At 36.2% G+C, this 14,169-nt stretch carries 10 protein-coding genes; 2 read left to right on the top strand and 8 right to left on the bottom strand.

All coding sequences use genetic code 11. The features are described 5' to 3' along the window. Window positions 1–337 precede the first annotated feature (337 nt). Complete coding sequence (locus tag NBX25_RS05835; RefSeq protein ID WP_123908567.1) at window positions 338–1,384, top strand: hypothetical protein; 1,047 nt, start codon at window positions 338–340, stop codon at window positions 1,382–1,384. A 64-nt stretch (window positions 1,385–1,448) separates the two neighbouring features. Here NBX25_RS05835 and NBX25_RS05830 read toward each other — a convergent pair whose 3' ends face one another. From NBX25_RS05830 to NBX25_RS05815, 4 genes are all read right to left on the bottom strand, one after another. Further along, window positions 1,449–3,545, bottom strand: coding sequence for a M13 family metallopeptidase (locus tag NBX25_RS05830; protein ID WP_123908568.1), 2,097 nt, complete (start codon window positions 3,543–3,545; stop codon window positions 1,449–1,451). A 296-nt stretch (window positions 3,546–3,841) separates the two neighbouring features. Beyond that, a complete protein-coding gene (locus NBX25_RS05825) occupies window positions 3,842–5,899 on the bottom strand; it encodes a M13 family metallopeptidase (protein ID WP_123908569.1) in 2,058 nt (685 codons plus the stop codon). A gap of 256 nt (window positions 5,900–6,155) precedes the next feature. After that, window positions 6,156–9,554, bottom strand: coding sequence for a trifunctional glycoside hydrolase family 18/polysaccharide deacetylase/glycosyltransferase family 2 protein (locus NBX25_RS05820; protein ID WP_250253055.1), 3,399 nt, complete (start codon window positions 9,552–9,554; stop codon window positions 6,156–6,158). Window positions 9,555–9,643: 89 nt separating this feature from the next. Further along, window positions 9,644–10,894 (bottom strand): CinA family nicotinamide mononucleotide deamidase-related protein, encoded by a 1,251-nt coding sequence (locus NBX25_RS05815; RefSeq protein WP_250253051.1) that lies wholly within the window; start codon window positions 10,892–10,894, stop codon window positions 9,644–9,646. 104 nt (window positions 10,895–10,998) lie between these two features. Between NBX25_RS05815 and NBX25_RS05810 the strand changes: the two genes are divergently transcribed. Then, window positions 10,999–11,472, top strand: coding sequence for a DUF7832 domain-containing protein (locus NBX25_RS05810; protein ID WP_123908572.1), 474 nt, complete (start codon window positions 10,999–11,001; stop codon window positions 11,470–11,472). Between the two features lie 54 nt (window positions 11,473–11,526). Here NBX25_RS05810 and NBX25_RS05805 read toward each other — a convergent pair whose 3' ends face one another. The 4 genes from NBX25_RS05805 to NBX25_RS05790 all read right to left on the bottom strand — a co-directional run bounded on the left by NBX25_RS05805 (window position 11,527) and on the right by NBX25_RS05790 (window position 14,087). After that, window positions 11,527–12,069: a lipocalin family protein gene (locus NBX25_RS05805; protein WP_123859499.1), complete on the bottom strand. Its 543-nt coding sequence runs from the start codon at window positions 12,067–12,069 to the stop codon at window positions 11,527–11,529. A 74-nt stretch (window positions 12,070–12,143) separates the two neighbouring features. Beyond that, entirely contained in the window at window positions 12,144–12,878 is a 735-nt protein-coding gene (locus NBX25_RS05800) for a LytR/AlgR family response regulator transcription factor (RefSeq protein WP_123908573.1), read from the bottom strand. 84 nt (window positions 12,879–12,962) lie between these two features. Continuing rightward, complete coding sequence (locus NBX25_RS05795) at window positions 12,963–13,379, bottom strand: DUF6326 family protein (protein WP_250253049.1); 417 nt, start codon at window positions 13,377–13,379, stop codon at window positions 12,963–12,965. A gap of 6 nt (window positions 13,380–13,385) precedes the next feature. Further along, a complete protein-coding gene (locus tag NBX25_RS05790) occupies window positions 13,386–14,087 on the bottom strand; it encodes a DUF4386 domain-containing protein (RefSeq protein WP_250253046.1) in 702 nt (233 codons plus the stop codon). Between the last annotated feature and the right edge of the window lie 82 nt (window positions 14,088–14,169).

The following is a 14,169-nucleotide window of genomic DNA, read 5'->3' as shown; positions in this document are numbered from 1 at the left end:
ATTTAATTTTATCTACGCTTATTTAGCATAAAATCACAATCTTACAATGTCACTAAGCTATGAAAAAATTAATAAACTTAAGCAACAAGAATTAGAAATTAATATTATCCGACAAGAGGTTGGAAGTTGTGCATGCTAAGGTTTAAAACGTTGACATGCATAGAAAACAAAAAAATTAATAATACTGCTTTCAGTTTTGTTTTTAGTTTCAATCCCCCTTTTTCGGCTTTCTGATATCATCAAAAACGAAATATCTTATCCCGAACTTAAATTAAAATAAGAATTTCTGCAACCTGAAGAAAAAATATTCTTTATATTTAAATAAAGAAAACAGAATATGAAAGATGTAAAGATCGCGTTTAGGAAACCCATATATCCTGTTTCAGAAGCATTAGAACAGTATCTGGAAAAACATAACAGAACTACCAAAATTAAGTTTCTGTATGAAGACCTGCTAAGATTCACAGATAGTGTGAATATTCTGGATAAAGAAGGCAAAGATACTTTATGGCTCGGAGTAATGTATCCTGAATATGAGTTTAAAGAAATAGAGGCTAATTTAAATAAAATTTATACTCTTCTTCATTCTGACGGAGATGAAGCCACTTTGCCTTATCTTACAGTAGATACCATTGATTTTTGTACGTTTGGAAATTCTAAACCTTTTCGAATTCGGGTAAGAAATATTCTGAACGATAATTATACTAATTTTTATATCAAACAGGCGGATGCTTCACGGATATATGGACTGGAACTTGAAGATCTTCTTTCTCCCAACCGGATTAATTTTCTGATTTATAAAAACACTCTGATTGAAGAACATATTCTAGGAATTCCCGGAGATGTATTTATTCAAAAACACATGTCCAGCTGCACAGAGCAAGAAAAGGCACAAATTTCCAAAGAATTTGTAAAGTTCAATGAACGCTGTCTCATTGGGCTTCTGGGTGACATGCGCTCGTATAATTATGTTATTATTCCTATCCACGATTTTGATCAGGTTATTTACAGAATTCGCCCCATTGATTTTGATCAGCAAAGTTATGAAGGAAACCTAAAAGTGTATCTTCCCCAATATTTCAAAGAAAATAACCCGATGGTTACTATGGTAATGGAAAAGCTGAAGCCTAATTCTATAGAACAATATCGTAAAGAAGTACGTTCACAAATTGTAAAAAGAGTGACCAGCAGCAAAAACAGATTTGATGAACTCATTTCTATTATGAAAAAAGAAAATATTGCGCCGGAAGCCAATGTTACAGAGCTTAAAACGGCTTTGCGAAAGCTTACCTACGATGTCAATTTCAAGTATTGTAAAACCATGGGAGACATTATAGAAACCGGAATAAAGTTTGTTATCCGGAATTATAAGAAAGCCTATTAAAAAGAGAATCCATCTCACATTGAATGAGATGGATTCTTTCTTTTCTAACAATTTTTTGGTACTCTTACCAAATTTTTATTCTGTCTTCAGGAGCTTTATACATTTTATCCCCCGATTTGATATCAAATGCTTTAATAAATGAGTCCTGATTCACCAATGGACCGAAAGCTCTGTACATTCCCGGAGAGTGCGGATCTGTTTTCACCTGGTTAATCATATACTCATTGGTTGCTTTTGTTCTCCAAACAGTTGCCCAGCTCATAAAGAATCTCTGATCCTGAGTGAATCCGCTGATCTTTCCTGGGTTTCCTTTATCTTTAAGGTACATCTGAAGAGCGTCGTAAGCTACTGCTACTCCACCTAAGTCACCAATATTTTCTCCACTTGTAAATTTACCATTTACAAAACTTCCTTTTACAGGCTCATAAGAACTGTACTGAGCTGCTAACTGAGCTACTTTTGCATCAAAGTTCTTACGGTCAGCATCAGTCCACCAGTTGTTAAGGTTTCCATCTCCATCGAAACGAGAACCACTGTCATCAAAACCGTGAGAGATCTCGTGACCGATTACCGCTCCAATTCCACCGAAGTTTACAGCAGCATCTGCTTTAGGATTGTAGAAAGGCGGCTGAAGAATTGCTGCCGGGAATACGATTTCGTTGTTTGATCCGCTATAGTAAGCATTTACCGTTTGCGGAGACATTCCCCATTCAGCTTTATCAACCGGTTTTCCTACCTTATCAAGGTTTCTCTGGTACTGCCATGCAGATACATTTTGTAAGTTAGCATACAATGACCCGCCTTGTTTTGGAGATTCCACTTTTAACTGGCTATAATCTTTCCATTTATCCGGATAAGCAATCTTTACTGTAAACTTGGATAGTTTTTCCTGAGCCTTTACTTTTGTTTCAGGAGACATCCAATCGATATTTGCAATATGGGTTTTAAATGATTTTAAAAGATAATCAATATAAGTTTCCATTTGTTGTTTGGCTTCCGGAGTAAAGTATTTCTCTACATATAATTTACCGAATGCTTCTCCCAGAACACCATTCACAAGGGTTAGCCCTCTTTTGTTCATAGGTCGTTGTTCTTTTTGCCCCTGTAAATCTTTTGCATAGAAATCAAATCTGATCTGCTCAAGATTTTCATCAAGGTTACTGGCATTACCATTAATCAGATGATATTTCAGATAGTCCTTTAATAAAGGAAGGTTTTTCTGCGTGATGAACTGATCCATGTTCTGGTAGTATTTCAGTTCTCCGATGATTACCCTGTCAGTATTTACTCCTGCATCTTTAAGGTATTTTGCAAGATCAACATTTTTCACTACTCCTGCTAACTCAGAAACGTTTTTAGGGTTGTATCTTAAATTAGCATCTCTGTTCTGCTCTAATGTCAACAAGTAGTTCGCCAGTTGCTTTTCAAAATCCACTACATTCTGTGCAGCCTGAGTAGAATTTTTATAGCCTAAAACCCCGAATAACTTTCCAACATACGCCTGATATTGCCCTAAAGTTTTAGTATTGGCCTCGTTTACTTTCTGATAATAATCTCTTCCTAGACCAAGATCCGGACCTCCCAGATATACTGCATTCATCTTAGAGTTTTTCATATCTGCTCCTGCTCTCCATCCATAGAAAGAATTATCTCCTAATTTGGTAGCTTCTAAAAGATACTTTTGAAGATCATTTAGATTTTTAATCGCATCAATTTTTGTAAGATCTGCTTTGATTGGACTTAATCCATCAGCATTTCTTTTCGCAGTATCCATAAAGGAAGCATAAAGACTTTGGATTTTCTGTCCTTCAGAACCGGCAGGATAAGTTTCGGTAAGGATCTTATTTAAAATATCCAATGAAGCGTCATCCACATTTTCTCTCAACGCATTGAAAGATCCCCAATTGGCTTTATCTGAAGGAATCTGAGTAGTTTTCACCCAATTTCCGTTCACATAGCTAAAAAAGTCATCCTGTGGACGGACACCTGTATCCATATAAGATAAATTGATCCCTTCCTCTTTTACTTCTTCTTTTGCCGGCGTTGCAACGGTTGCTGTAGCCTCTGTTTTTGTATCTGTCCCTGCAGTTTTTGCAGCACCACACGAATTTAGCAATACTATACCCGAAAAGGCAAGTATACCAATATTTAGCTTTTTCATTGAAGATAATTTTTGATTTTACACAAACTTATCAAATATACGAACTTTAATGATATGTAATGAAGGATAACTGATAATTGATAAGAAAGTGGTAAGTTTTCGGGTTTGGTTTGGAGAAGAGATGTTGTGGAAATGTCAACTACCCTGTTAAAAATCCCTTAAATATTTGACATCCCTCCGAAAGAAGCAACTCCTTATGGATTGTGGTTAAGATATTGTGTAAACTCCATTCCGTTATCTTATCCTATGTCGTAAAAAAACAAAAAAACCGCTCATTGCTGAGCGGTTTATATATTTTACCAGATTTTGATTCTGTCTTCTGGAGCTTTGTATAATTTGTCTCCTTTTTTCACATCAAATGCTTTGTAGAATGCATCAACATTGATTAGCGGACCGAAACTTCTGAAGTAACCCGGGGAGTGCGGATCTGTCTTCACTTGGTTGACCATATATTTTTCACTTGATAAAGTTCTCCAAACGGTTGCCCAGCTTAAGAAGAATCTCTGATCCTGAGTAAATCCACTGATCTTTCCTGGATTTCCTTTATCTTTTAAATACATTTGAAGAGCATCGTAAGCGATGTTTACTCCACCTAAGTCAGCAATGTTTTCACCGTTTGTGAAGGTTCCGTTTACGAATGTTCCTTTTACAGGTTCATATTTGTCATATTGAGCTGCAAGGGCTTTAGTCGCTTTTTCAAAGTTCGCCTTATCTTCCGGAGTCCACCAGTCTACAAGGTTACCATCTGCATCAAACTGAGCACCTGAATCATCGAATCCGTGGCTTATTTCGTGACCGATAACAGCTCCAATTCCTCCAAAGTTTACTGCTGCATCAGCCTTAGGATTGAAGAATGGCGGCTGAAGAATCGCTGCTGGGAATACGATTTCGTTATATACCGGGTTGTAATAAGCATTTACAGTCTGTGGCGTCATTCCCCATTCTGTTTTATCCACCGGTTTTCCGATTTTTGCCAAATCTTTATTGTATTGCCACTCCCCGATATTCTGAAGGTTTTTGTATAATGTACCTCCTTTCGACTCAGGAGTGATCTCCAGTTTTGAATAATCTTTCCATTTGTCCGGATAAGCAACTTTTACAGTGAATTTATTCAATTTCTGCATTGCTTTCTCCTTAGTAGTAGAAGACATCCAAGTCAGATTATTGATGTGGAGTGTAAAGCTCTTCTTTAAGTAATCGATCAATTCCACCATCTGAGCTTTAGCTTCAGCCGGGAAGTATTTTTCAACATAGAGTTTACCGAAAGCTTCTCCTAAGTTTCTATTGATTAATTCGAAACCTCTTTTGTTTAGTGCTCTCTGCTCCTGCTGACCTCTTAAATATTTACCAAAGAAAGCAAACTTCATATCTCCAAGTTTTTCACTCAGGTAAGAGGCACTTCCATTAATCATATGGAATTTCAGATAATCTTTAATGATTGGAAGATTCTCAGCATTCACCAATTTATCAAAGTTCTTATAATATTCCAGTTCTCCGATAATTACCTTATCTGTATTTACTCCTACTTTTTTAAGGTAAGCCGGAAGATCTACCCCTTTTACCAACGCTGAAAGCTCAGCCATCGTTTTAGGATTATATTGAAGAGTATTATCACGACTTTGCTCGTTTGTTAAGAGCGTCTTTGCAATGCTTTTTTCGTAATTAACGATATTTTTTGCAGCTTCGTCAGCATTTTTGTATCCTAATTCCTTCAGCATAGAAGCTACATATTTCTGATATTCAGCAATAGCTTCTGTATTTTTTTCATTTACTTTCTGATAATAGTCTCTCCCTAAACCAAGAGAAGCATCACCTAAGTAAACAGCATTCATATTAGAGTTCTTTAAGTCAGCATAGACTCCCCATCCGTAGAAAAGATTTTCACCTTCCTTCGTTACAGAAGTCAGATAGTTCTGAAGGTCAGCCATATTTTTGATCGCATCAATTTTATTCAGGTGGTCCTGAATAGGCTTAATTCCGTCGGCATTTCTCTTCTGCATATTCATGTAAGAAGCATACAGATCCTGAATCTTCTTCCCTTCACTTCCGTCAGTAAATTTATCTTTCAAAAGCGAGTTCAGGATGGTCATGGAATTGTTATCCGTATCCTCTCCTAATTTATTGAAGCTTCCCCAAGTTGGCTTATCAGCTGGAATTTTAGCTGTTTTCATCCATGTTCCACTCACATAATTATAAAAATCATCTTGTGGACGCACTGAAGTATCCATTAAGCTAAGGTCTAAACCTTTATCCGTATTGTTTACTGCTACTTTAGCAGCTTTAGCTTGTGCACTCACTGTATTTTGAGAACAGATCCCTGCTATTAGAAACAAAGAAAGCGTTAGTTTTTTCATTATGATAACAATTTATACAATATGTATGATTTATTTCTTATTTGTTACTTTTTCATCAAATAAATTTAAACAAATAATATCAGAGCAGAATAAGAATTTATAAATTGGCAGGATGGAAGATGAAAGATGGAGATTATAAAAGTCACAAAAATGGCTATTGTACTCATTTTCTCCTTTTTAAAAAAGTCTATTGGAACTCTCAGTATTAATACAACTAAAAGAAACTTCCAACCTCCCGCTTCCTGCCTCCATTCTTTTAAGTAGTTGCTATCTCTTTCACATTTCCTGTACGTTTCAGGAAGCCCCAGGACTGCATTTCGCCTTTCAACGCTTTTCTTAAACTTTTAAATAATACAATATACATCAGCCATCTATATCCAAATCTTTGCGGAATAATATAGAGCAGATTCACTAGTTTTTCCCGTTGCATAATAAATGCTATTAATGTCAGGGATGCATCTACCAAAAGGAAGATCAGGTAATAACCGAATATTTTACTTCCGTTTCCTGATAGAATTCCAAAGAACATAATAAGATCTGCCAATGGTGAGAAAAACGGAATGATATACTGGAACAATAAAATATTCGGCATCGCCCAAAGTCCCAGTCCTTTATATTTAGGATTAAGGAACGTCTGTCTCTGTTTCCAAAACATCTGCATGATTCCGTAAGTCCAGCGGAAACGTTGTTTCAGGAATTGTGTTACGCTTTCCGGAGCTTCCGTTACTGCAATAGCCTGATTTTCATTAGCAACGGTATAACCGGCTCTTAAGATTTTTACTGTAATATCACAATCTTCAGCCAAAGTATCGGAAGAATATCCTCCTGCTTCAAGAATTACTGATCTTTTAAAGGCTCCGATAGCACCAGGAATTACAGTGATTGCATTGATATGAGCATAGGCTAATCTGTCAAAATTCTGACTTGTTGTGTATTCTATTGCCTGCCATTTGGTCAGCCAGTTTACAGTGTTTCCTACTTTTACATTTCCTGCTACTGCTGCTATTTTTTCTTCAGGACTTGCATTCAGGAATCTTGCGATCAAATATTTTACTGCGTCCTGTTGCAGTTTAGTATCTGCGTCTATACACACTACATATTCAGCATCAGTTTGTGAAATCCCAAAGTTTAGAGCAGTTGCTTTTCCACCGTTTTCTTTTGTAAATATTTCCAACTTCGGATGATTCGGAAAAGCTTCTTTGGCCTTTTCAAATGTTGAATCTTTGCTTCCGTCATCTACCATGATGATATTAAAATTCGGATAGGTTTGTTTCAACAGATTATGCAATGAAGATACTATATTTACTTCTTCATTATAAGCAGGCACAATAATGGAAACCTTTGGATACAATTCAAGCGTTGGAAATTCACCCAGTTTTTTCTCTTTTTTTCTTTCTTTAAAAGCCCAATACGCCATTAACAATAGTCTTATCAATCCCAGCACAATGAAAATAGTAAACAGTGCCACCAAAAAGTGACTCACTCCATAGATCACGGTTGCCAATACTAAATTAAGCTGCATGATATAATAAGATCTGGTTTTAGGAACTTCAGGCATCAGTTCGCTTTTGCTCTTATGCAGAATACTGGTAAGATTGGTAAAATGATAGCCTTGTTTCTGAAGGGTTGGAATTAAAATCTTCAACGCTTTTACAGTTTCTTCTCTGGTGTCACCACCAGCATCATGAAGCAATATAATATTCCCTCTTTGCTGCTTGATTCCAGCCATTACACGTTTCACAATTTCATCTGCTTTTATTCCGGGCTGCCAGTCTTCCGGATCAATATTTTCTCCAATGTCCAGGTAGTTTTGCTGTCTTGCCAATGCCACCGGGATGATCTCTTCTGAAGTGGTAGGCTCAGAGTCTGCGTTATAAGGGGCACGGAAAAGGATTGTACTGTGTCCTGTTACACATTCTATGAGAAGTCTTGTAAGTTTCAGTTCAAGTAAAGCTCTCTCCGGGCTTACTTTTGCTACATTTTCATGCGTAAAAGTGTGGTTTCCTATTTCATGACCTTCACGATAGATTCTCCTAACCAGCGGAAGATTTTTTTCTGCATTTAAACCTACTAAAAAGAAGGCTGCCGGAACATGGTATTTGGACAATATATCTAATACCTGAGGCGTGTAAGTTTCATCGGGCCCATCATCAAATGTCAGTACCAGTTCTTTCTGCGGAGCACTTCCATATTTTTTTACTTCATAAGAACTTGGATACGTAATATAGTTTTCATCTGTGATGATTTTCTCTTTCGGATCTATTTCCAATGCAATTTTACCATCATGGGGCGTATTTAGAACATCCAATACTTCCCCATCCCCGATATAATCCACCATGGTCTGTCCTTTTACATTTTCCAGTGTTTTTAAATTTAACTTAGAAAGCCCGGCAAATGTAAGGTCCTTATCATAGAAGTTCCAGATTCTGCTGTCTTCACTTCCCAGTCTCCAAAGGGCTGTTCCGGCTAATGGATATTCAGAAGAGAAGCGCATGGTGTTAAAAATGGACGCTGCATCATTAAAAAATACAGTATGGCTATTATTTTTTGAATCTGTATAAGAATAGTTTAGATTAAAGGTATTGTCATTAAAATCAATCACCGCTTTACTGGCACTTGCTTTAGTGATCGCCTGCATATACGTTACTGAAGTATTGTCATCCTTGTTGGAACTCCAGTCATAACCATACGCTCCCAACCCAAGAATAATTTTATGAGGAGAGGTTTGCTTAACGACTTTACCCGTTTGAGCTTCGATCCATTTCTGTGAAGAAACAGGACCAGCATCACTCCCTGCAGAATATTCATCATAAGCCATCAATACAAAGTAATCTACATAAGGATCTAATCTCGGAATGTTATAATCATCATTGTCCGTCATAATATCCATGGTTACCAACAGTTGATTCTGTTTAAAAGTTCCTGAAAGTTCTTTCATAAAAGCAATCAGGTTTTCATCAGAATCAAGGTTCATATCTTCAAAGTCGATATTGATGCCTTTGAAATGATATTTCAGGCACTGCTGGGTAAGTTTTTGAATAAGAGCCGTTCTTTTCTTTGGATCATTCAAAACTTTCCCCAGCCCTTCAGCACGGAATTCCTGATTAGAATTATTGCTCAAAATAGGCATGGCTGCCACTCCTGTTCTTTTGATTATTTTATATCCTTCCGGGTCAACGTTGGTTTTCAGGTCTCCTGTTTTAGGATCAAGGAAAAACCATTCAGGAAATACCAGATTGACGTGTCTGATGTTTCTTTTTAAAGACATCAGAGACTGTGGATCCCATGCTACATAGAAGGCGGAACGAATTCCTCCGGGAAACTGAGCCCAGTTTCTATTTTGATTTTTATATCGTTCTGCTCTTGCCTTTTGAATCTTGGCAAGACTGGTATGAATGTTTTTTTCAGAGATGAAGCTTCTGAAGCCTTTATACTCTTTAGAAATTTTATTTTCCTGAAGATAAGGTTTATTCGCTGTAATTACTGCTTTATAATCTTCTTTAAAAGGAATTTTTGGACTTCTGTCCAGGGTCATCATCAAACCTAACGCTAAAAGAAGGAGTGCCGCAACAAAAATAAAGATACGGCTTCCCCATTGTACACTTTTCCAACGTTTCTTGCTGTTGGTCTGAAAAATCTGTTTGGAATTTTCCACGATTTTAAAATTTTAATGAATGATTTTCAAAAAGTGTGAAAAAGCACATTAAAATTAATTAAAAAAAAATTAAAAATATAACCATTTACTTAGTGACTTATCAAAAGCCCTACAAGATCCTGAATCACCTTCTGGGAAACGAAATCCATAAAGTCTACTCTTTCCAGATGAGGCATGTATAATTTTGAAGTTACTTCCTGATTATTAATTCGTATCGTATAAAAAACGGTTCCTATATCTTTACCATCCTCCCCTTTTCCAGGGCCTGCCACACCGGTAGTAGAAAGGGAAATATGGGTATCAAATAATTCCTGACATCCTTTTGCCATTTCCTGGGCGACCTGTTCACTGACTACAGTAAACTGATCTACCGTTTCTCTGGAAACATTTAAAATTTTGATTTTTTTCTCTGTAGCATAAGCGACCATCCCCCCAAGAAAATATTTTGAGCTTCCGGAAACTGAAGTAATCATTTTTGCCAATTCTCCTCCGGTACAGCTTTCTGCGGTTGAAATAGTGAGTTTTCTTTCTGTAAGAATTTCTGCCAGAATCTTCTCTATTTTATCTTCAGACATTGCAATCACATGATCCTTGATAAGAGGAAGCAGTTTCTGGATTTCATTTTCTGTCTGTTGTTTTAAAGCTTCTTCATTGTTTCCTGATGCTGTTATTCTCAATTTTACCCTGGTTCCTACCGGAAGGTAAGACAATGAGATGTTTTCAGGAAGGGCAAGCTCCCAGTCTTCAATGGTATCTGCGAGAATACTCTCCGGAATCCCCACTACAGAAACAATTCTTGAATGAATATAGTTAAGATTGAATTTTTCCTGTAAATAAGGAATAATCTGATCTTTTATCAATGGTTTTACTTCATAAGGAACACCAGGCAAACTGTAGCTCAGTTTTCCATCCAGTTCCATCATCATACAGGGTGCAGTTCCAAAATGGTTTTGAAAAACAATAGATTTTGTAGGTACAAAAGCCTGTTCTTTATTTCTTTCCAGAATATCTGCTCTTCCACGTCTTTCCATGTATCCTTTAAGGTGGTTAAAAGTTACCTCATCCAGAGCAATTTCGTCATTGAAAAATTCTGCAAGTGCCTTTTTGGTCTTATCATCCCTTGTAGGACCCAATCCGCCAGTTGTAATGATGAGATCACCTAATTGAAAGGCAGCACTTAATGTATTCTTAATGGTATCTATTTCGTCTGAAATAGTAAAGATCTGTACAACCTTTATTCCGATATTTTTAAGTTCAGAGGCAATAAAATTGGAATTGGTATCTACCGTATTTCCGGAAAGGATTTCGTCACCAATAGTGATTAGGACTGCTTTTTCCATATATGAGATTCTTGAAAAAAATTGTGTTGCAAATGACGGAAAAATATGCGGCTGTGGCAATATAAATTGATTTTTTCTATTTTTGACAGAAATTAGTTATAGTTATGTCTAAATATGATGATGCTTCATGGCATTATGGTGGTGATTTTCCTGAAGGGCTTCCTCAGAAAAACGGAGCAACGCATACCGGTATGTTCCTGAACTGGTGTATTCAGAATGATCTGATCTCCGATGAACTGAAGGAAGATCATGAAGAGGAAATTGAAAAATTAAAACGAAGAGAGATTACAGGTGCAGAATTCATTATGGATTCTTGTGATGGAAAATTCTCTGAATATGACCTGAATGATCTTGGAAACAGTTTTGCAAAGGATTATTATGCTGATGAAACCGATTTTGGAAACCGATACAGTTCTTTTGCTGATGATTTCGTCAATCTTTTTGATACTAAAGCCGAGGAAAACGATTATGAATATGAAACTTTCTACCATATAGAAGATACCTACGAAAACTATGATCTGATGAAGCAGGTCATTGATTATCGTTTTGAGGAATGGAAGGAATATATTAAAGGATAAAATATAAAAAAGTAAAAGGCAAATCGTAATGTTATGATTTGCCTTTCTGCTTTATTATTGATTATGTTTCACCCAGATGAGTTCATCAGTATTATAACCGATTTTTCTGGCTTTTTCAATAAAACGTTGCCGGATACTTTCCGGAATGGTTGTCGTCCGGGAGAGAATCCAGAGGTATTTTAAGCTGCTTCCTGCTACCAGAGCATATTGATAGTCTTCATCAATATCAATGACATTATAACCGGCCCAAATGGGCTTGAAAAAGGATACTTTAAGCCTTGCTTCGGTGGGATCTTTAACGAATTTAGCTTCCCCAATAGACTCATTCCATACTTTTTTGAGATAATCGTACCCTTTATTTCTCACCTGAATACTGCCATTGGGATTCTCTGAATATTCTGCAGTAACGTTATCCATATTTTTCTCGAATCTGTAATCAAAACGGGCTATTTCATACCATCTTCCGAGATATTTTTTAACATCAAAATTCTTGACTGCCCGAGTTCCTCTCGGAATGCCTACGGAATAAGAATGAAAAGCCATATACGCCAAAGCTCCTAACGAAACGGGAAGTATTATTTTATGAAGGGTTTTCATGATAGAAATATTTTGTGTGGTTGTAATGAAAACGTCAAAAATAATGCCTTTGGCCTGTTAAAGAACAATAAATTCTAGGAAAACACCTTTAGAAAGTTATCTTTAAAACTTCCTGAAACCTCAATTTCAGTATCATCAGCAAGCATTACGGTTCCGCTTTTATGGTAAGATTTCACAAAGGTTGCATTGATAATATGAGAACGGTGAACTCTTACAAAAGGGTTTTCCAACAAATCATCAAAATGTTTCAAAAACCGGCAGACCATTTTCTTTGAACCATCGGTAAGGTACACCTGAGTAAAGTTTCCATCTGCCTGGAGTCTGAGAATATCTTCTGTTTTCACGACATCAAATCCTTGTAAAGTAGGAAGGATAAGCTGTTGTTTTTCAGGTTTTAACTTTAAATTCTCCAACAGAATTTTATTCCGGTTAAGCTCTTCCTTTTTTTCTATGCTTTCAACAACCTTGTTTACAGCCAAAATAAGTTCCTGTATATCAATAGGCTTTAAAATATAATAACTTGCTGATTTGTTTAAAGCCTGTAAAGAATATTGCGAAAATGCAGTAATGAAAATGGTTTCATAGGCAAACTCCTTGGTAGCTTCCAATACGTCAAAGGCATTTCCAAAAGGCATTTCTACATCTAAAAAAACCAATTGAGGCTGTTTCTCTGCAATTAAAGGAACGGCTTCTTTAATATTTTCCGCTTCACCAAGAATTTCTACCTGTGGGCAATATTTGGTGAGATAGCTTCTCAATACTTCTCTTGCGATCAGTTCATCATCTACAATTACAGCTTTGATCTTCATTGGATTTAAATATTAAATGGCAGGTAATAGATTACAGATGCAAATTAGGGATATTTGGCTAACCATGCAATCTTCCCAATCAAGTCATACTCTTCTCCATTTCCAGGCATACATTACAATCAAAATTGTTATAATGCATTCCACTACTGCAAGGAAAACATAAAACAGATACCATTCTGAAAAGGATGAAATACCAATAAGGAGCATCACTACAGTAAAAAAAATTCCGAAAACAATATTAAGAATTCTGTTGATAACCGGTTTCAGAATAAGGGAAAGAAATACCATAACCGCAGGTATTGCCAAAACAACTGCCGCCAATAACAAATTCAGTGGAGCATTCAATAGATTATGGCCATCTACAAGCCCTTGTGTTTTTCCCGGAGTATACAATTCAAAGTAATCACCGTATAAATAACACAATGTAACAGAGGTCCAAAGGCCGGCAAGTATAATTTTGACATTTACCTGGATGTCTTCAAATTGGGTAGAATTGTTCATGGTATATTAGTTTTGATTATTATTAATGGTTTTACTCTTCACACCTACAATCAATAGCCACAGGCACATCCCTATTTCCCCTATTGAAGCGGGTAATGTTATATACCCTGATATTGCATAATCCGGAAAATGAGGAATCGTAGTTCTTCCAAAAACATTGAGAACATATCCTAAACAGCCCAACATTAAAAAAACTCCTAAAATTTTGGGTAAAAATCCGGACCTATAAACCAGATACCCCAATGGAAACAGCCAAAGTCCCCAGAAAATCTGAACAATTAAAATTCCTTTATTATAATTATTAAGTAAAAGCATCATCTGAGCCTGTAGCTGCTGGGTATCAAATATTTTTAAATAATCAGCTCCCTCAACAAGGGTAAGTACAGAAAACTTACTTTGAAGATTAATAAAAGAAATGGGTACACTGATAAGTGCAAAAATAACCATCAGCCTTGCTGCATTTTTGTCAGTTTCTTTCAACAGCTGATACAAAACTAAAGGAAGGAATGCAAAAGCAATATAGCAAAGCATACTGCTTGCAATGCCCAACCTGAATAAGGATGACGAAGAAATATGATGAAAAGTAAGTTCCGGATCTTCCCACACAATCAATTGTGATGGTACATACATTAAACTGTAAAAACCGGCTATGATGACAACAAGATAAATAAATCCTGCTAATCGGGCTGTTTTATTATTGATATTCATCTGATTAGTTTTAAACTAATAAGACAATATCTATTTAATTTTTGTTACAATAAAAAGTAATTATATGAAAAAAAAATAATAA

The organism is Chryseobacterium sp. Marseille-Q3244, from assembly GCF_940807095.1.
In the GTDB taxonomy this organism is placed as follows: domain Bacteria; phylum Bacteroidota; class Bacteroidia; order Flavobacteriales; family Weeksellaceae; genus Chryseobacterium.
Note: the sequence above shows the minus strand (reverse complement) of the source record. Positions and strands in the feature narration are given on the sequence as shown.